The sequence below is a fragment of the Gammaproteobacteria bacterium genome (assembly GCA_041395725.1).
In the GTDB taxonomy this organism is placed as follows: Bacteria; Pseudomonadota; Gammaproteobacteria; order Pseudomonadales; family Pseudohongiellaceae; genus NORP240.
This window is the reverse complement of record JAWKZW010000001.1, coordinates 2,356,799-2,376,299: the sequence shown is the minus strand read 5'-3', so window position 1 is coordinate 2,376,299 and position 19,501 is coordinate 2,356,799. Positions and strand designations below refer to the sequence as shown.

16 protein-coding genes are annotated in these 19,501 nt (G+C 57.1%); 7 read left to right on the top strand and 9 right to left on the bottom strand.

The annotated features are described in order from the left end of the window. Nucleotides 1–92: 92 nt before the first annotated feature. From R3F50_10525 to R3F50_10510, 4 genes are all read right to left on the bottom strand, one after another. Nucleotides 93–1,613: a PQQ-dependent sugar dehydrogenase gene (locus R3F50_10525; protein ID MEZ5490741.1), complete on the bottom strand. Its 1,521-nt coding sequence runs from the start codon at nucleotides 1,611–1,613 to the stop codon at nucleotides 93–95. Nucleotides 1,614–2,080: 467 nt separating this feature from the next. Continuing rightward, nucleotides 2,081–4,738 carry an alpha/beta hydrolase gene (locus R3F50_10520; protein MEZ5490740.1) on the bottom strand — a complete coding sequence of 886 codons (2,658 nt, stop codon included), beginning with the start codon at nucleotides 4,736–4,738 and terminating at the stop codon, nucleotides 2,081–2,083. Then, on the bottom strand, nucleotides 4,735–5,643 hold the full coding sequence (locus R3F50_10515) for an ABC transporter ATP-binding protein (protein ID MEZ5490739.1): 909 nt from the start codon (nucleotides 5,641–5,643) through the stop codon (nucleotides 4,735–4,737). The genes R3F50_10520 and R3F50_10515 overlap by 4 nt, the downstream gene beginning before the upstream one ends. Next, nucleotides 5,633–6,037, bottom strand: coding sequence for a GntR family transcriptional regulator (locus R3F50_10510; protein MEZ5490738.1), 405 nt, complete (start codon nucleotides 6,035–6,037; stop codon nucleotides 5,633–5,635). The genes R3F50_10515 and R3F50_10510 overlap by 11 nt, the downstream gene beginning before the upstream one ends. Before the next feature lie 128 nt (nucleotides 6,038–6,165). Here R3F50_10510 and R3F50_10505 point away from each other — a divergent pair, with 128 nt between their 5' ends. Further along, on the top strand, nucleotides 6,166–6,765 hold the full coding sequence (locus R3F50_10505) for a DUF1080 domain-containing protein (protein MEZ5490737.1): 600 nt from the start codon (nucleotides 6,166–6,168) through the stop codon (nucleotides 6,763–6,765). Nucleotides 6,766–7,123: 358 nt separating this feature from the next. On the opposite strand, the gene R3F50_10500 is transcribed toward R3F50_10505, so the two are convergent. Further along, nucleotides 7,124–7,969 carry a fumarylacetoacetate hydrolase family protein gene (locus R3F50_10500; GenBank protein MEZ5490736.1) on the bottom strand — a complete coding sequence of 282 codons (846 nt, stop codon included), beginning with the start codon at nucleotides 7,967–7,969 and terminating at the stop codon, nucleotides 7,124–7,126. A 271-nt stretch (nucleotides 7,970–8,240) separates the two neighbouring features. Continuing rightward, nucleotides 8,241–9,533 carry a leucine-rich repeat domain-containing protein gene (locus R3F50_10495; protein ID MEZ5490735.1) on the bottom strand — a complete coding sequence of 431 codons (1,293 nt, stop codon included), beginning with the start codon at nucleotides 9,531–9,533 and terminating at the stop codon, nucleotides 8,241–8,243. A 333-nt stretch (nucleotides 9,534–9,866) separates the two neighbouring features. On the opposite strand from R3F50_10495, the gene R3F50_10490 reads away from it, so the two are divergent. Together R3F50_10490 and R3F50_10485 are read left to right on the top strand one after the other, a co-directional pair. Continuing rightward, nucleotides 9,867–11,030: a helix-turn-helix domain-containing protein gene (locus R3F50_10490; protein MEZ5490734.1), complete on the top strand. Its 1,164-nt coding sequence runs from the start codon at nucleotides 9,867–9,869 to the stop codon at nucleotides 11,028–11,030. A gap of 222 nt (nucleotides 11,031–11,252) precedes the next feature. Further along, the gene (locus R3F50_10485; GenBank protein ID MEZ5490733.1) at nucleotides 11,253–12,194 is read left to right on the top strand and encodes an AEC family transporter; all 942 of its coding nucleotides are present in this window, start codon (nucleotides 11,253–11,255) and stop codon (nucleotides 12,192–12,194) included. A 56-nt stretch (nucleotides 12,195–12,250) separates the two neighbouring features. On the opposite strand, the gene R3F50_10480 is transcribed toward R3F50_10485, so the two are convergent. From R3F50_10480 to R3F50_10470, 3 genes are all read right to left on the bottom strand, one after another. Then, nucleotides 12,251–13,129: a hypothetical protein gene (locus R3F50_10480; protein MEZ5490732.1), complete on the bottom strand. Its 879-nt coding sequence runs from the start codon at nucleotides 13,127–13,129 to the stop codon at nucleotides 12,251–12,253. A gap of 297 nt (nucleotides 13,130–13,426) precedes the next feature. Beyond that, the gene (locus tag R3F50_10475; GenBank protein ID MEZ5490731.1) at nucleotides 13,427–14,458 is read right to left on the bottom strand and encodes a hypothetical protein; all 1,032 of its coding nucleotides are present in this window, start codon (nucleotides 14,456–14,458) and stop codon (nucleotides 13,427–13,429) included. A gap of 124 nt (nucleotides 14,459–14,582) precedes the next feature. Further along, nucleotides 14,583–15,512: a PEP-CTERM sorting domain-containing protein gene (locus R3F50_10470; GenBank protein MEZ5490730.1), complete on the bottom strand. Its 930-nt coding sequence runs from the start codon at nucleotides 15,510–15,512 to the stop codon at nucleotides 14,583–14,585. A 148-nt stretch (nucleotides 15,513–15,660) separates the two neighbouring features. On the opposite strand from R3F50_10470, the gene R3F50_10465 reads away from it, so the two are divergent. The 4 genes from R3F50_10465 (at nucleotide 15,661) to R3F50_10450 (ending at nucleotide 19,439) form a co-directional block, all read left to right on the top strand. Then, on the top strand, nucleotides 15,661–16,239 hold the full coding sequence (locus R3F50_10465; protein MEZ5490729.1) for a hypothetical protein: 579 nt from the start codon (nucleotides 15,661–15,663) through the stop codon (nucleotides 16,237–16,239). After that, entirely contained in the window at nucleotides 16,236–17,270 is a 1,035-nt protein-coding gene (locus R3F50_10460) for a hypothetical protein (GenBank protein ID MEZ5490728.1), read from the top strand. The genes R3F50_10465 and R3F50_10460 overlap by 4 nt, the downstream gene beginning before the upstream one ends. Nucleotides 17,271–17,671: 401 nt before the next feature. Then, on the top strand, nucleotides 17,672–18,541 hold the full coding sequence (locus R3F50_10455; protein ID MEZ5490727.1) for an HDOD domain-containing protein: 870 nt from the start codon (nucleotides 17,672–17,674) through the stop codon (nucleotides 18,539–18,541). Nucleotides 18,542–18,551: 10 nt separating this feature from the next. After that, nucleotides 18,552–19,439 carry an MBL fold metallo-hydrolase gene (locus R3F50_10450; protein MEZ5490726.1) on the top strand — a complete coding sequence of 296 codons (888 nt, stop codon included), beginning with the start codon at nucleotides 18,552–18,554 and terminating at the stop codon, nucleotides 19,437–19,439. Nucleotides 19,440–19,501: the final 62 nt, after the last annotated feature.

The following is a 19,501-nucleotide window of genomic DNA, read 5'->3' as shown; positions in this document are numbered from 1 at the left end:
CAACTTTCTCCTGTATCTCCTGCGGGAAAATTGTGGCCGTAATGAACTCTTCTTTCTTAACTGTTCTTGTTCAGCTCTGCTTCGTTAAGGAACTACGGCGCAACCAGCTTGCGTACCCAGCCATCGCCTTTGGTCAGCAGGTAAAGTTCGCCTTCCTCATCAACACCCAGGCGGGCATCGGCACGGTTGCCCTGAGCATAGGTGTTGGCAAAACCCAGTGCGTCGGCAATGTTTGTAACCGTTCCATCAATAACCACCTGCAACTCCGCCAGCGCTGCCGGGCGGCCGGGCTGCAGTCCTGTGCTGTCGGCATAATAGATCCGCCCCGTCACCATGTCAGACAGTACCAGCCTGTTCCGCAAGGCAGGAATTCCGGCGCCCTCGTACAGGAACACACTGCTGATGGCATTGCTTGGGGTGTGATCGTATTGCAACACAGGATAGGTGATCGCTGTCGTCTCTGCAGGCACCAATCCAGTTGTGCCTGAAAGTGCGACTGTAGATGCCTCGACAGATACCTCTGCCGGTAGCGGATACACAGGCCCGGGTCGCACAGACCCCAGGTAGGCCGGCTCGAATGCCGTGGCGAAAGTACCCTCACGGATGCGCCAGCCATAGTTGGCCCCCGCGACCCCCACGTTCACTTCTTCAATCTGGGACTGGCCGATGTCGGCGATATACAGTGAGCCATCCCGGGCAAAGGAAAAATGCTGTGGGTGACGCAGACCGTAGGCCCAGATCTCCGGTGCCGCACCGGCCACAGTCACGAAGGGGTTGTCAGGCGGTATCCCGTAGGCAGCCGCTCCGTCTCCTCCCAGTGGATCGATGCGAATGATGGAGGCCAGCGGGGTCGATAGATCCTGACCGTTTTCGTTGGGATCGTTGGCGGCACCACCATCACCGAAGCTTGCATACAGCAGGCCAAAGTCTGTGCTGCCACTGGGCGCTGCGGGATTAAAAGCCAGCGTTCCGATATTGTGATTCTGGGCAAACTGGCCCACGCGCAGGATTTCCCGGCTGCTGCCCTGGAAGCTGTCGGCGGCCGGATCAACGGCAGTCCACTCCCTGATAATGCTGTCATGATTGTTTTGCGGGTCTTCCAGGTAGTCGGCGGAGCCACTGCCGGCCCTGGCGCTGTAGGCGGTGTAAAACCTGCCGTAACCGGGTGTGCCGGGGTTACCGAAGTCCGGATGGAAAGCCACCCCTGCCAGGCCGGTTTCATTGGGAAACATGGAGTCGTCGAATCCAACACCCGGCTCACCGCCCTGCTCACGGACATCCAGGTAGGTAACCAGGGAGCTGGTCGCCGGATCAAACAGATACAGCAAGCCACGCAGGTCATTGATTGCCAGCCGCCCCGAACCGTCCGGCAGGGGCTGCAGATACTGGATTCTGGCGTAGGCATTATTGGTCTGGGGCGGCGCAGCAGAATCCTGGGTTTCCGGCAGACGCACAAAATTCTGCAGCGCCACGGTGACGTCACTGGCCGGAATGGGCTCCGGGATGGGGTCCGCCAGAGCCGCCGGCAGCTCTGCCGGGAACGCGGCGGAGGACAGCAGAATCAATGGCGTGCAGAAAATCGCCAGTAATGACAGGTGGCTTGTTTTTATCATTTTTCTACCTGACCACGCGTGAGGCAAGGCAATAAAGGTAGCCCTCTCAATTGGAATTGTCCAGCCACCCTGCAGGCTCTTCTGTCCTGAGTCTACATAGTGACGGAAAAGCAGAAGCTGTGATCAGACAGACTGCCAACAGCACCTGGCAGCGAACTTTTGCCTTTTTTCAGTCACAGAATTACCGGGTGTGCGAGGGAAAGTCGACGGTAACGCCGATTACCAAATAAACCTGCAAGTTACAGCCAGGGTACTGGCAGGCCGCACTCTGACAGTTGCACAGGCGTGCTGTTGCAGACAACTTGCCTATCCGGGTGGCTGGGGCACAGGCTTGTCACCAAAGCCTATCAAACCCAATGTAGCGATGCTGTTATTGAAGCAGCGAAGCGGTCCTGGGCCAAGAATTTATGCAATGATCGGGTTAAGTGACAAGGCGCGGGAAACAACACAATGAAGCCAGCAGCCAATCAATTGGATGGCAGGGCGGATGCTCCGGTTTCGACAGCGTACCGCATCTCCTCCACAAACTCCTGCATGGCCTGCAGCACCGCGTCCTCATGGGATACAAATATCCAGTGATCGGCATCCTCCAGCACGACTACGCGTGAATCCCTTACCTCAGAATCAAAACGCTCCATCTGTTCACCCTTGCGGACAAGGTCCATTTCATACAACTCCGTCACGATGGCCTGCAACTGCGGGTCATCCGCATCATACCAGCCTTCCATGAGTACGGCCGGGGAGCCGGGCACCGCATACAGCGCCAGGGCGGGCACGGCTATATTTTCATAATCCGGCGAGACTATACCCCGCATCAGCGCGTCGAGGTACAGGCTGTCGTGCTTGATATTGCCGGTCGTAAGGTCGTAGCTGGCGAGGATCTCTCCTTCGGGAATATTCGCCGCCCGGCCGGTGCGCCGCGCATAGTCCTGCAGGGCTGCATAGGACACGGCTTCGGAGGGGCGAATCGGTGGCTCCGGCGGCAGTCTTCTGCCCAGCTGGCGGAAACGCCGTGCCTGATCACCGGCATTCACAGTGACGCGGTCGTAGGCGGCGTCCAGATAGATCAGGCCGTCGACCCGGTGCCCGTCGCGGGAGCCAAGAAAGCTTAATTCCTCCCCGCCGAAGGAATGCCCCACCAGCACTGCGGAGTCGATGCCGAAGGTGTCCAGCACCCGCAATACATCCTGGCTCAAGCGGGCAATGTCGTAGCCCCGCTCCGGCTTTCCCGAATCGCCGGTGCCACGCCTTGTCATGCCCAGCACGTTATAGCGCTGCGCCAGTTGCGGGGCGATCTCATCGTAGGAATGGCCGGTTGCTCCAAGGCCCGGCAGCAACAGTAGCGTAGGGGCATCGGGTTTCAGCGCCTGCCGCCAGTCCAGCACTTCCAGGCGCACGCCCGGCTCGACGGTGACATAGCTGATTTCATGGGGCGATTTGTCGCTCCAGCTGGACGGGCGTTCAATATCGTCCGTTGCCGCTTGGGGCAGGGAGCAGACGGCCTGGTCATCTCCCAGCATGCCGGGGACAACCAACTGCTTGTGCAACAGACGCTCAGCATGGAAAGCGGTCACCATGATTGTCGAGGTATCCGCCAGGCTGGGCAGCGGCAGTGTGAGTTCGTAGTTTCTGCGCCGCAGCGCCTCTACCCAGTCATGGATATAGGTGCCTTGACTGCGACTGTCCACGCGGCTGCTGTCCATGCCGATGAACTGGGCCGAGACGAGATCCGGTTGCGCGCCACGCTGCAGGCATTCCACCCTGATTTCATTATTGGCCTGTCTCAGTTCGGCCTTGCAGCTGCCCAGCCCGGGGAAATCATAGCGCTGACCATCCACCGGCAATTCGAACGAGGTTGGCGCCAGCAGAGCCGCATCATAATCCATCACCAGTTGCGTAGACGGGTCCTGGGCAAGCTGCGCCACCCTGTCTGCCGGTACCAGCCAGTAATCGGTTTCCGTTGCGTTCATTGCGTGAAAGCGATTGTGTGCGGTGAACGAGCGCCGCAATGGCACATCCTCTGCCAGGGAATCTGCGGTGAAGCGGGCCCGGGTCAGAATCCGGTCCAGCCGCCATTCCACGCTGTGCTCACGCTCTTCCCTGGCAGATTTAAACCAGCCGGTCAGTATTTCCCGATGCCGGACCGGCGTGGCAAAAGTCAGGGCACCGGCTTCGGTACTGCCAGGTATTTCCGGTACCCAGGCAGCCTGCGCCAGCAACTGGTTTTCCTGCTCGGTTGTAGCGGAATTGCCGACCAGCGCGGCCGGAAAGCAGGCGACAGCCGGCTCCAGTATCACCTGTTCTTCCAGTTCACTGTTATCCGAATTAATCATCCAGGCGTGCAGGGCAACAGCCTGATCCCAGCTATACAGCGCCTCTGGCGGGTAGACGGCGAGAAACATCACCACCACTGCCGCCCAGTAAGACAGAGTCGCCGGTAAGCGCTGCCGGCGGCAATACAGAAACCAGTAGACCAGACCGGCTCCGACGGAACAGGCGACGACGATAGTGAGCCCCTGCAGCCACATCATGGGCCCGAAGTCACCGCCCAGTTCAATACCTACCGCCGCAAGCAGCGGTCTGGTAGCGCTCCAGCCAGGCAGTAAAAATACGAAGAACACCGCGACCAGCAGCAGGATCAGTTTCCGCAGCGTGGGTGCCAACAGGGCCGTCATCAGGATTAGGGGCACCAGCAGGGTAGCCTCCAGACTCTCGATACCACTGGCATAAGAAAGTGCCAGGCCAGGCGCCATCCCCTGCGTAAGGTTGATAAGAAAGCGCGACAGGACAACCGGCAACAGGAAAACCAGCAGCATGAAGCCCGCTTTCGCCACCACCGAATGCCAGCGCCGGACCGGCCGGGTCAGCCAGTCGTGGTTGACGCTGTCGGCCGGGTCCTGCTGTATCACCGAGATCATCAACAGCACGCCAAGAAAGAAGCCGATCCAGTAGATATTGCTCTGCAGGAACAGCCAGAACTGCTGGTCACCACCCAGACTGAGCAGGTCCAGGTTTGCAACTACCGGCACAACCAGAAAAGTCGCCATGGCCATGACAATCAGCGGCAGCAGACCCATCAGGTCCTTCCTGATCAAAGCAATCAGAATTAAAAAATGTCTGTTCATACCGCGCGCTCCCTCTTTAATGTCCTGGCTTCCCGGATCAGTACTTTGCTGATCTCGCGCAGGCTCATAGGCGTTTCTTCAAACTGGACGGCACCAAACTCCGCGTTCAATCTGGCCTGCAATGTTTCCCGGTCCCGGTAGCCTGTGTCTGTAAACTGCAATGAATGCCCCTGAATCGCCGGCGCCAGCCAGCCAGACGGAGGAGTTTCCGGCCAGTCTTTGCGGGCAGAAAGGGTCACATGCACTTCCCGGAACCTGTTGCGCAGGGATTCGATTGATTCCTGGAACGACAGCTTGCCATCATCCATGAACGCAATGTGGCTGGTGAAGTATTCGATCTCCGCCAGTTCATGAGACGAAATCAGAATCGTGGTTTCGTCAGCCTGTTCCAGCAGACCATCTACCACCTCGTCCCGGGTCAGGGTATCCATACCGCTCAATGGTTCATCGAGAATGAGCAGGCGCGGACGGAAGGCCAACCCCGCGACCAATACTGTCTTCATACGCATGCCGTGGGACAGCTTGCTGAGCTGCCGGGACGGCGGCAATTGCATCCGTTCGCGCAGACTGCGTTCCAGGCCACGGTCCCAGTTTGGGTAAAGAGCCCGCAGGTAATCGAAGTACTGCGCGATACTCAGGCGCTCCGGCAACACCTGGTTTTCAGATACATAGCCGATCTGTTGAAATGCGTCCGGCCTGAGGTGCCGGGTATCACACCCAAGAACCGTGGCTGAACCACTGCTGGGCTGCAGAATATTAACCAGCATGCGCATTGTCGTTGTCTTACCGGCACCATTAGTGCCGACCAGGGCGAAGGCGGCTCCCTCCGGTACCTGCAGGTTAAGGTCCTGCACGATCTGCACCCGCCCGTAACTCTTGCACAGTCGGTCTGTTTCAATGATCATCAGCAACCACCTTGAGGGTCTGCAGGGACTTCCATTGCTTTTCAATAGCACCCTGCACATCCTCCAGGGAGGCCCCTACCCGGCGGGCCTCCACAACCAACTGCTCCACTTCCTGACCCAGCAGCTTGTGGCGATCCCCCTGGCGCGCGGCCGGCGGTTCAGCCACGGTGGTCCCACGCCCGGGACTGGCAAACAGCCAGCGCTCCTGGATCAGGTGCTGAACCACTTTGTGCGCGGTATTGGGGTGTATCTTGAGGTCTTTGGCCATGGCCCGTACCGACGGGAAGGGATCACCGGGCTTGAGCGTACCGGCCAGAATGGCCTTGGTAGCGGCGTACACCACCTGATCGAAGATGGATTGGCCGGATTGTGGGTTGAGCCTGAATGGTGTCATATGTGTAGTGTGACACCCTTAACACTTATGTCAAGTCAGTTTTTCGCCGCACCTATTATTTTCTGGTGCAAATGTCTATTATGGGGCGAATCAACAACAGGTTTTGCGCAATTTCCAGGGGTGTCACCATGAAAAAGACTTCACGCTGTTTTCTGCTTATCGCAGGGCTGGCCGCTGTATTGAGCGGCCCGGCCATCTTCAGTGCCGAATCCGGCTGGATCACGCTGATCGACGGCGATTCCGGGATGAATAATTTCAACCGCGTAGGTACTGCGAACTGGGCCGGCTACGACGGCTTTGTGGGCGCCACATCCAGTGCCGACGGAGCAGGCTTCCTGGTCACCAAGGAAAGTTACGATGACTTTGAGCTGGTCATCGAATTCTGGGTCAGCGACGATGCCAACAGCGGTATCTACCTGCGCTGTCAGGACCCCACTACCATTACCGACCGGAACTGCTACGAGGCGAATATCTTCGACCAGCGCGGAGATCTGACTTTCGGCACTGGTGGAATCGTCCACATCGCGCCGGTATCCGAGCCTTACCCGAAGGCCGGCGGCAAGTGGAACACCTACGAGATCACCGCAAACGGCGCGCAGCTGAAGGCGGTACTGAACGGCGTCACCACAGCGGAAGCCGAAGATTCCCAGTTCTCCAGCGGGCCGATCGCCCTGCAATGGGCACGGGGCACGGTGCGATTCCGCCGCGTTCAGATCCGGCCGCTGTAGCGGCGAGACTGGCCGGGAGATCAGCGGAGAGTTCAGTAGAGAGACCAACAGAGAGTTGGTTAGAGAGTTCAGTAGAGAACTCAACAGAGAGCTCAGCGGAGAAAGTGGCCAGCCTGGCCGCTTGGCCGGGCATCAGCCGGGACCCGAGTAACAGACACACGGGGCAGGCAGTAGCGCCTGCGCTTGCCCCCTGCCCGCCTGGCCACTCCTGGGGACCCTCTGATTAATTACCACAATTAATTACCACAATGCCCTGGCCTGCAGACGAACCTGCCGGCAAGGCCCGTTGCCATCGGCATGGGCCGGCCTGTCAAGGCAGTGCAGAAGCCAGCAGTGGTCTGAAGGCCCCGCACGGCAATCAGCGGGGCGCCACTATAGTCTGCTGCTGCTCACCGATGTTTTCCACACCGATACGCACCACATCCCCCGGCTTAAGATAGCTGGGTGGGGTCATGCCGTCACCGACGCCAGCCGGTGTGCCGGTAAAGATAATGTCGCCCGGGTAGAGGGTCATGAACTGGCTGAGGTGGCTGACAATTTCCCTGACGCCAAAAACCATGTCGGCGGTGGTACCCTGCTGACGCATTTCGCCATTCACCTCTGACCAGATGGAAAGGTTCTGCACATCGTCAATGTTATCCCGTGTCACCAGATAGGGGCCAACAGGCGCAAAGGTGTCGGCGCTCTTGCCCTTGGTGAACTGGCCGCCCCGCTCCCGCTGGAACGCACGTTCTGACACATCATGGCCAACGGTATAGCCGGCAATGTAGTCAAACACTTCGGCTTCGGAAATGTATTGCGCACGCCGCCCGATGACAACCACCAGTTCCGCCTCGTAATCCAGCTTGTGGCCGTTCCTTGGCTGGATAACACTGTCGAAGGGGCCAGTCAGGGCCGAGTTGGCTTTCATGAACAGCAGCGGTTCAGTTGGCAGCTGCACTTCCATTTCCGCGGCATGATTCACGTAGTTGAAGCCGATTGCCATGATTTTACCGATTCCGGTCAGCGGGACACCAAGCCTGGGGTTACCCTCCACGAGAGGCAGTTCATTGACGGGGATTTGAGCAATCTCATCCAGCGCGGCGTCGGAAAGCATGTCCGGCGTAATATCCGCGACATGTGCGGACAGATCGCGGATTCGCCCCTGCCCGTCGATGAGGCCGGGCTTCTCACTGCCGGCCGGGCCGTAGCGGACCAGGGTTATTTCCGCCGCCTGCAGAACGCAGGGCGCAGTCAGTACTAACAGAAGTGCCGCACGGCTGAATAATTCTCGCATTGACATCACCATCCTCTCTTTCATTTATTAAGGAGCCTCTGACCAAGGAACCTCTGATTAATGACTACAACTTACTTACCACAATGCTCTGCGGACGTCTGTCGAGCGCCACCGCGACGTGTCCTGCGCGGGGAAAACTCACTCCCTTACCGGGTGTACCAGGCGCGAAAAGACGCAGTGGCACCGGTCAGGCAGTTGCTCAGGGGTCTTCCAGGCGCCTGCCGTTACAGGCTGAGCCGTTTACCACGGTGGACCTGAGCAGGTTCACCCCTCTGGCGGCGAACGCATCCATATCAGCGCAGCGCACATAAGTGTAACGCAAATCCAGCTCATCGCCCTGACCGATACCTGCATTCAGCAGTAAAGGCCCCACATCGTACAGTGACCAGTTGCGGGCCAGGCTCAACTCCCTGAGGTTTATCATTCCTGCCAGGGCACTGATATCTTCGATTCTATTGTTCTCCAGGCGTAATACCTGCAGGGCGTGCAGCCGTCTCAACGGCGCTATGTCGGCGATGGCGTTGTTGCTGAGGAACAGGTATTCCAGATTTATCAGAGGCCGCAGCGGACCAATGTCTGTAATGGTGTTGTCATTCAGGCTCAGCTGCTGCAGGGCTGTCAAGGTGCGGAGGGCGCCTATATCCCGGATACTGTTGTTGTGTGCCCACAGTAACACCAGCTCATTGAGGCCGGTAAGCGGGCTGAGATCCTCGATCTGGTTGTCATAGATACGCAGATGGGTGAGTTTGCTGAGCCCGGCCAGTGGGCTGAGGTCGCTGATGGCATTGAGATGAATACGCAACAGGCGCATTTCCTTGAGCCCGGCCAGGGCGCTGATGTCTGTGATGCCATTGAACACCACGTCGGGATCGCGACCGTCGTTGAAATTCAGGTAGTGTTGCAACTGATAAGGATACAGGCCATGTACCTGCAACCGGCGCAGGCTGGTCAGGCCCGCCAGGGGGCTGATGTCGGAGATCGGGTTCTCGCTGACGATCAACTCTTCCAGTGCGGTCAGCTCACTTAACGGCTCCAAATCGCTGAACCAGTTGGTATGCAGGTTAAGATTACGCAGATTGCGCAATTCTCCCACCGGGGTGAGGTCGGTGATCAACCGGTTGATCAGGTGCAGTGTGGTCAACCCGATCAGGTTCTGGATTCCGTCCAGGCTTTCGAATGGCTTCTCCGGCTGCGGCCGCAACGTACCCCCGTAAACCACCCGCTCAATGCTGCTGCCGACAATCAACTCCTGCAACTGTGCCGCCCGACCACAGGTGAGTGGCTGCTGAGCATCCAGATCCAGTGCGGCCCTGACCACCTCCTCCAGATCCGGGTCGGCGAAGGTGACCTGGGCATTGGCTGGAAAGTCACGGCAATGATTGGTGGGTGCAAGGGTGAACCGGGGCTGGGCATGTAAGATGCCGGAATAAACAGAAAAAAGTAACAACAGAAAAACAGTAACTGCTGAACAGAGGCGCCTGACGGGATTCATTTTTTCCACCTCAAGATTCCTTCACACATACTTTGCATGCTCTGCAAATATTTCTGGCCGCGGATCGCTTCATCGCTTCCATAGCCTCGTTTCCGGCGCCGTTTTCGCTTATTCTGGATATCACGTAAAGAGACGGCGCACGCGAATTGTGGCAGCTCCGGGTCGAATAGTCAGCAAAAAAACCCCCGGATCAGCTCTCAAACGGACAGGCTTGCAGCAGCGGAAGCAGGACACACTTGCAGCAATGCAGGAGCAAATAACTGCGCCTGTCGCAGGAACTTTTACAAATTGCATCCCCACAATTAGTTTACTTGTGGCAGAATCCGGTTCCGGATGCCGTCCACTCACGCTGGCCTGGCGCGGCGCCCTGGAAACCCCCACGTAAAGGATGACGCGTTGTTAGAAGCCGTATTACTGTATACCGTCCAACTGACTGCGATTTTCTCTGCAATTCTACTGGCAGTGGGTTACCTGAAGGCAAACCCCCATCAACCCTCCGGCCGGGTTTTCGCAGTGGGCCTGAGCTTTGTGGTGCTCTATATCTTCGAAGGGATGGGAGGCGCACACGTAGACCCCCTGTTTCGTGTCGACATCTCGCCCTGGCCATGGCGGCTGCTGGTACATCCGGCGGTACAGGCTGTCCCCGGCCTGTTCATGATCTATAGCTTTCTGGTATTCCAGGAAGGGCGTCACTTTCCGCGCCCCCTGTTAGCGCTGTTTGCACTACAGGTTTTTTTCGAGGCTTTCATTCTGTTGCCCGAAGGCGGCTTCGAACTGCAGTTTCCTGCTCAGTTTCGAACCGGCCTGGATATCAGTCAGCTGGCTTTCGTAGGGCTCGCCCTGTTCTGGACACTGAAAGGCTGGAGTGATGATCTTGTCCAGGACCGTCGCCTGCTGCGCTGGGTGGCAATTTCAGTGCAAGGGCTGATGTTGTGTTTTGTACTGGTGGTCGAAAATGTCCTGGTGGCAAATACCGTGATTGACCTTACCCAGGCACGCCTGCTCACCACCACCGCCATCGCGCTGATGCTGACCGGCATTGTGATTGTGTTAGTAAGACTCGATCAGCTGGCCCTCGGCAGGATGCTGCAGGGAGTCCCTCTTTCTGCTGATCAGAACGAGAACTCCGAGCCTCCGGAGTTAAACCTCGACACCTTTGATGACCTGTTCCGCAAGCCCAGGCTGTTCCGGGAAACGGGGTTGACGATTTCCGGTCTGGCCAGCCAGCTGAACCTGCCCGAATACAGGCTACGACAGTTCATCAATCTCACAATGGGGTACCGGAATTTCAATGCTATGTTACACAAGTACCGCATTGAAGACGCCTGCGAGCTATTGGCGGACCCCAAACTGCGCAACGTGCCGATACAGAAAGTCGCCCTCACCGTAGGCTATCAGTCCGCCACAACCTTCAACAACGCGTTCCGCGAAAACACGGGAGAGACTCCTTCCGACTACCGCAAGCGAATGTTTGGCGATCAGTCCCGATCCCTCTGAGAGCCGGCTGAAAATTCGCTAATCAGGGTGCTTTGAGGTTAATCTTGGCCTATCAGGCTGTTGAAAAACTATTGCGCTTGCCAATACTTCATTAATAGCTGGCTCAAAATGCTCACTTACACCTGGTAAACTGCGCTTTTTCGCCAGTTTTTGCCTCGTCCTGGCTGCGCTCATAGCGTTTTTCAACAGCCTGCTATCTGAAAACGACAGCGATGTGCCGGGATGACTCTGTTCGAAATATTATTGCCAATCATAGCCATTGCACTGGTTGGCCACGTTTCGGCGCGCCTGGCGATATTCGATGCCCACGGAATCAATTCGCTGTCCCGTTTCTCGTTCAGCCTGCTGATTCCCTCGCTGTTATTCATCAATACAGCCGAAGCGGAAATCGACCTTGGCGCCAGCCTGGATCTCCTGCTGGGATATTACGGCGCCGTTCTGGTGACCTATCTTACCGCCCTGTTGCTGGCAAAGAGCCTGTTCGGCTATAACGCCAGGGAGCAGAGCGTCTTCGCCATGGGTGCCACCTATCCCAACTCTACGGTCATCGGTATACCCCTGGTACTGCAGGCGCTGGGCGAGGAAGCACTGACACCGCTGTTCCTGATTATTTCTATTCAGAACCTGGTTCTGTTTGCAGTGGGCACATTTTTCGCGGAGCGGCAGAACCTCTCGTTGAGCAACGCCATAGATTCCCTGGCACTGCTGATACGCCAGCTTTTCCGCAACCCCATTACCCTGGGCTTGATCGCCGGCCTGCTGGTTAACCAGCTTTCGATTCCCCTGCCGGATACGGTACGTACCACGTTTCGCTTATTTTCGTCTGCGGCGGTGCCCACGGCGCTGTTTGTGCTGGGCGCCTCCCTGACTCAGTACCGGGTCAGGGACCAGTGGCGGCCTGCCCTGGTCATGTCAATAATGAAACTGTTGATCATGCCACTGCTGTGCGGCCTGCTGCTGTTTCTGTGGTTCGCTATTCCGCCACTGTGGGCAGCGGCGGGACTGCTGGCTTCGGCGATGCCGGTGGGAATCAACGCCTACGCTTTCGGCACCCGTTATCAATGCGGTCTGGCACCAGTGGCTGCGGGGACATTGCTGTCAGCCTTACTGAGCCTGATAACAATCAGCCTGATTTTACTGTTTTTGACTACTCAGGGTTTTTGATGAGCAACTGCAAGTTAGGGAAACTCTGAGGAACCTCTGATTAATCAGGTTCTTAATTAGTCAACAAACTCCCATTTTGAGAGCCTCTCCCGGTCTGCTTCAGGCATGTCGCCAAATACCAGCTCACGGTAGCTTTCATCGCCGTCCAGAAACAGCTTCAACCACCCTACCGCTATGCCACCAACCAGGTCGTGAACATCGATATTGGGGTTCAGGCCCTCGTTGTCTGTCAGGGTGTTGGCAATGAAGTGGTTGCCACCCTTGATTTCCAGGTACATGCGCGGCACTGCATTGGCCAGGCTCTGGTAATGGGGCCAGGCATGTTCGGCAGAAGCGGCAATGCGATCGATTTCCCCGGCGATGACCAGGGTTGGCACTGTGACCGAACCAAAGTTGCCTTCCGGGAGCCACGGAGTGAAAGGAATCGCCGCTTTCAACTGCTCGCTGTGGGCGTTGGCTGCCAGCAGGGTGCCCCCACCCCCCATGGAGTGGCCCATCACCGCCATCCGATCAACGAGGATTTTACCCCGCAGCATGCCACCCATACGGGTGTTCTCAGCGCGCAGCAGCTCAACGCCTGCCAGCAACGCCTCTGCTCTCACAGAGGGGTAATCCTGGGGCTCGTTGGTATCCAGGACCAGCACGGCAAAACCGTGCGAGGCGAGATGGTACCCCCACCATTGGATATTGATCTGTTTCTCGATATAACCGGGAGCAATCACCACACCCCCGAAATCCTGCGCCTTGTTGGCAGGGAAATAGAGGGCCGCGGCGCTGAATTCCGGTACCGGCGGCAGCTGACTGTAGTATGCCACCTGATAGGGACCGGTCTGTCCCAATGCTTCCCGGTCCGGCGCCTGGGCCAGCAGGTGGCCTGACGCGAGAGACAGGATAAGGAGAAGTACGGCAGATTTCAGCAAGGGGAAAAGTTTCATGGTTTTCTGGCCCTGGTAACTGGTAGTTGGTAGTTGGTAGTTGGTGATAGATGATAGGTAAAACATTTGTGGGGAGCAAATGTCCTGCTCGGCGGTCGCCTGCAGCTGGCGGGGCTTCCACTTGCGGTTCCGGGTACCCAACCTGTTACCATTAAGGAGCTTCTTTTTAATTGCCGCATGCTCTGCGGAAGTCTGTCGGGCGTTGCTTTGTGGCGGCAATGGTGGAGGGGATTGCCCTCCTCTTCACCACGACCGCCAAGCCCACCACACAACAGCACCCTGCAGTGGGATAACCGATCAGAAATCCTCATCGCTGGCAGTCAAAGCCGTGGTACTCGTTGAATCAATGGGCGTACCGTCACCGTTCATGCCCATGGACTCGTAGCGACGCCAGCCAGCCAGAATGCCCGTCAGCCCATGATTGCCTTCATGGCAGGCGTACTCGTAGATAGGATCTTCAATACGCCGCAGGGGGAAACGGGCCGACCAGCTTTCATCCCAGGTGCGGGGATCGGTCACGGTAAAGTCGTAATCCAGCGTATCGGCGTCCAGACGTCGAATCCGTTCCTCAATAACTGCCTCAGTGGATAGCCCGCGCGGGTTGTCATCGTAGAAAAAATTTCGGGTCTCGATAATCAGGGTATCCCCTTCCCAGCGGGCGATCGAATCTCCGTCCCAGCGTCGGATATTGCGGCTTTGATGTTCATCGGCAAAGGGGACAATTCGTGCCCGATGCACCATCTCGCTCAACAGCATGACGTGATCTTTGGTCTGTACAATCTGGACATTGTTGTTGTAGGAGCCTGGCACCATGGGTGGCCCTGCGCCATTGCTGCGGATACAGCGATCAGCCAGCGTGCGCCCCTCGGGCCCGATACTCTGATCCCTTGCTTCGGCACGGGCCCGGGCCCGCTCCCGCCCGATGGTGTTGAGACGCGGCACGCGGCCATTGGGTGGATCGTAAACCAGCGAAGTACGGTAGTCGGCCACGGTTTCTCTGCCGCGCTCGTACCAGAACTCGTTATAGGAAATCACCCCTGGCGGGTAGCCGGCGCCACCGACGGAATCAATAATGAGATCCCGGTTCTGGCGCTGGTTCTCGTAGGCCGCCCACTCCCTGGCTTCTTCGACAGTCAGCACTTCCCTGTCGGCCAGCTCGACCGGGCGGTCGAGCGATGTGAGTGTGCGATAGGTGTAAATACCCTGCAGATCAGGATCGCCATGCTCGGTCCTTGGTAACTCTCCGGACTGAGCAAACAGCGTTTGAGAGGAAGCCAGCGCACACAGACACAGTGTGACCGTCTTAACCTTAAACTTTGCAAATTGCATAACAGGCCCCCGCTTGTAATTATTGATTTTGGGAACGTCTGATTAATTACCGCAATGCTCTGCAGTAATTAACAGGCTGTCAAAGAACGGTACCAGAATCAGGACTGAGAGTCATGCTCCACTGCTATCGGGCCGCCGCGCAGCGCTCCGGATTAACCGGCCTTGGCAGAACCAGGGGCGCCGCGGTAACCAGCCCTTCACTGGCAAGCTGGTCAAAGGCTGCCTGCTGCAGGGTTCTGGCCTCCTGACGCGATATACCCAGCTCGTAGGCCGAACACTCGTTCTCTCCCAGCGAGCGCGGGTCGCGCCCCGTGAGATTGCCAAACACAACCAGGGCTTCCAGGTAATAACCGTAGGTACTGGCGTGGTAGCGATCGTAAGTCCACAGATCCACTTTGCCCGGCTCGATGCCGTCGTAGGGATTCGGGTCAGCCAGCCCCAGCGCCATGGCCCGGTTCCAGGCTTCACCCACACCATTGACAGAAATCCTGCCGGCTGCCGCAGCAGCCTGGTCGTAACCGGCCCGCACATCGAGCGCCATCTGCTCTATGGGTTTACCTGTCCACGGGGTATCACCCCGGTAGACCAGATCCGCGCGGGACCAGGTGGCAGTCAGAAATATCTCCACGGCAGGGTTCAGGTTCCGCAAAAAGTCACTCATCTGGCCCGTGGTTTCAACAAGAGTCCCGGGGTCGCCCGGTTTTTCCCGGTCCAGCGTGCTGTAGCCATGCATCACCACCTGGTCCCAGGGGCGACGGCCGATGACTCCGAGCTTGTTCTGCAGATGGAAATCCAGCCCGCTGCCGCTGCGTGTTTCAAGGTAGACGTCGTAGTCGAGACCCGCCTGATCCGCAAAGGACTTGAACAGGGCCGGAACGCCCCCTATGCCCTCGTTATTAAGGTCTGTCACCGAGTCGGCTCGGTAAAACCGCGCGGCCGAACCGAAACCGTAGGTGAAACTGTTACCGATGAACAACACGCTGGTCTGGGCCACGGTAATAGCCGGGACTAGCACGAGAACAAAACTGGTGAGCAGTACCTGTAGCAATTTCATTAGACGATCCCTCTCTTTGATTAAGCGTGACAAGCAGTCGTGCGCAATTTTTGTATTTTGGGTCGGTGAAGAATAAAAGCTATTGTCAGGCAAGTCCACGGATTCCGGGTTGTTGCTCAAAGCCTCCTCAATTGGCTAGACTCACGTCATGGCTACTGTGAAAAAAAACCCGCTGCTTATCCTGGTCGCGTTTCTGCTGCCGCTGGTATTTCTGGGTGTGGTGCTGGTCGTATCGGTTATCCCTTCTGCCAGCCTGACAACTGACTATGATTTTCTGTATGCCACCTGTTCAGATGGGAGCAGAGCCTACAGTTACAACTGCCGGGGATACCTGGTCAATCGCTACCGGATCGACAATGGCCGCCTGATGGAGCAGCCAGTCCCTGCCGATCTGGACTCCGACCAGGATGCCGTTCCCGACATCCTGGAAAACCCCCGGGCCCGGCTGTTCATCCATGACACGCAGACCAATCAAAGCCGGGAGATAAGCCAGCAGCAGGCCGGGCAACTCGAACTTCTGGACCTTTTGACCTCACCGGACGGTGTTGCCGTGGAATGGGATCGTAGCGGCGGTAGCGATTTTTTCTTTGTATTCGGCAGTCGTTCCACTTACGGCTATTACCTGACCAAAGGCACTGCCAGGCAGCGCCTGGAACTTATCAATGACTCGAATCGCTACTATAACGGTAACGATCTGCTTTTTCTGGGCTGGATTCAGAACCCATGATACGCTCTATTAATCAGCCGCCCAACGATTATCCAGCCAATGACCAGTTGCTGGCCGAACTGTCCCGCCGCCTGCGCAACAACGAACTGCAACCTGGCCAGCTTCAGGCTCTGCTTGATTCTGTTTCCGGCGATACCGACGCCGCAGGTTCATTTCCTGGCTCCAACGCAAAACCCGGGAAGGATCGGCCTGGCGGGCTCTCCGCTTTCAACCTGACTCGCCTGCTGTATGTGATTGGCGGATTGCTGGTCATTCTGGGAATTCTGTACTTCATGTCCCAGTTGTGGGGAGACCTGTCGTCGACGCTGCGAATTCTTATTACCCTGGGCGCCGGCCTGGTCTTTGCGGGTGCCGGCTCATTGTTTCTTATCCAGGAGCCGGAGAAAGACCTGGGCAACGTGTTCCATGCCATTGGCGGCTGCCTGGTCCCCGGCGGTGCACTGGTCACGCTGGACGAAGTGTTCACCAACGTCAATTCCACGGGGCCGGTTGCTTTCACCGTGGGCCTGGTGTTTCTGTTCTACCTGGCGCTGGTCCTCTATCACCGTCGGGTGATTCTGAACTTCTTTGCCTTTGCCACCGGCACCGCTTTCCTCTATCTGCTCAGTGACAGCCTGATGCCGTCGGCTGGCCCGGACTATTACGCCTACCTGACCATGGTGATCGGCATGAGCTATGTGCTCTACGGCGTGGCTTTTTCAGATAGCTGGAACGACAGGCTGATTCCGCTCCTGTACTTTTTTGGCGCCCTGGGATTCTATGGCGCTGCCTATTCCCGCATCGCCAGCAGCCAGTTGATGGAACTCCTGTTCCCTTTCCTCGCATTCGGTGGCCTGGCCCTTTCGGTAGTCACACTGAAAAGCCGGATCGCCCTGACCCTCAGTACGCTTGCAGTAGCCGGCTATGTGGTCTACCTCACCCGGGAGTATTTTGCCGATTCCATCGGCTGGCCGGTGGCGCTGATTGTCCTGGGGTTTATCGTGATAGGCCTGGGTTACCTGTCGGTCAATCTCAATCGACGCTATCTGTAACGGCCCATAAGACCCTGCACCTAAAACCCCGCCCTACCAAAGCCTGTATTCCGTAGCCCCAGTCTGATATCGACCCCAGCACTGACTGAGAAACTCCTCCTGACTACCCGAACCGGTCAGGAAAGTACCTCCCGCTAATTCAGCGGCCTTATCCTGAATGTGATGCCACTCACCCATGGCTTCCCGGCCTTTTCATAGGGTGACATATCACTGCATCACAGTTTGACGCTGGATGCCCGATACCGCTCAAGAGAACTTCACCTGCTGCCGTATTCAGGGCTAAGGAGCCGCTGATTGATTACCACAACGCTCTGCAGTAACCAATCAGAGGCTCCCCCAACCGGTTAAGCGATTTCGATCACTTTACCCTACTCCTGTTTACTGACTAAAAAGACCCCTTAATGCAGCCCGCCAACGCCAATGACAGTGAAATAGAAACCAGGCTCCTCCGCGCTGTCGAAGGCATGCCCGCTTTTCCAGCCAGTGTTCAAAAAGTCCTGGCGCTGAGTAACGACATCAATTGTCCACCCCGGAACCTGGTAGACGTAATCGAAAAGGATCCGGTGATGACCATGAAAATACTCAAGGTTATCAACTCGGCTTACTACAGCCTGCCGAACAGGATTACCTCGGTGAGTCAGTCGGTGGTGTATCTGGGCATCAATACCATCAAGAATCTGGCGCTCGCTATTGCCGCGATAGGCGCACTCCCGTCACGAAGCCCGAAAGATTTTGATATCCACGAGTACCTGGTGCACTCATTGTGTACGGCCAGCCTGGCGCGACAGCTCAGCACGCTGAGCGATGGCAGTCTGGATGCTGGCGATGCCTATATCGCCGGCCTGTTGCACGATTTTGGCAAGGTAGTGCTGGCGCAGTTCATGGCTGATGAATATCAGCAAATCATGGCACTTTCCGAAACACAGGACATACCGCTGGACCAGGCAGAGCGTCAGGTTCTCGGCATTGACCATGCCGTGGTTGGCGCGATGTTGACGCGACGCTGGCAGTTCCCTTACGAATTGTCGCAATGCATCGCCAACCACCACGATCCGGCTGCTGAACCCGATCCATTGCTTGATTGCCTGCGGGTAGCCAACCAGCTGACTCGACGGGCAAAAATCGGTAATTCGCAAAATCCCTTTCGCGAAGGTGAGCAACTGGCATCAACCCGATTCGGAGCCAGCTTCGAAGAGGTGCTTCAGTCTGTAGGAGATATCCAGCGCCTGGTCGACGAGGCCATGGTATTCACCAGCATGGGCTCCGCCTGAGGAGCACCCTATGAAAGTGCGGCTTTGGGGCGTGCGCGGTTCGATCCCTTCACCGGGCAGGGGCACGGTAGAGTTCGGTGGCAATACAACCTGCATCGAAGTGCGAACCGATGCTGGCCACCTGATCATACTGGACGCCGGTACCGGCATTTTCCCTCTTGCCCAGTCTCTGCTGTCAAACCTGCCAATCCGTGCCAGCCTCTTTATCACCCATACTCACTGGGATCATATCCAGGGCCTGCCGTTCTTTACGCCACTATTCATACCCGGCAATCAGCTGTCCGTTTATGGACCCCAGGATATTATCACTGGCCAGGGTATCGAGCAGGCCATGGATACGCAAATGCAATACAGCTATTTTCCGGTCCGGGAAGCGGAGCTGAAGGCGGCACTGGAGTATCGCACCGTTCAGGTGGGCCTGCCGATCACTGTGGGTGATGCTCGCGTGACCGGTACAATACTTAACCATCCGGTCGTTAATTTTGGATACCGGATAGACTGCAACGGTAAATCTGTTTTCTTCACCGGCGACCACGAACCTTATAGCAACATCTACGACACCGAGGATGAAAGCTACCAGGAATACCAGCGCATAGTGGATGAACGGCAAAGCCAGGTTGACCAGGCGATGCAGAATGTCGATATCCTGATTGCCGACAGCTCCTACACATTGGACGAGTACTCCGGCAAGAAGGGCTGGGGGCATGGCAGTTTCGATCACAGCATCGAGATGGCGGATCGGGTTGGCGCCGGAAAACTGATTTGCACCCATCACGAACCCACTCGAACTGACAACAAACTGAGGCAAGTGTTTGCGGAAGCACTCGCTCGCCACCCGAGAAGCGGCAACTGCGCGGAGGTTATGCTGGCTTACGAGGGCTTGGAAATAGAGTTCTAGGAGACCTCTGATAAGCCCCCTGTTAAATTACCAAAATGCTCTGGCCTTCAGACGAAGCCAGC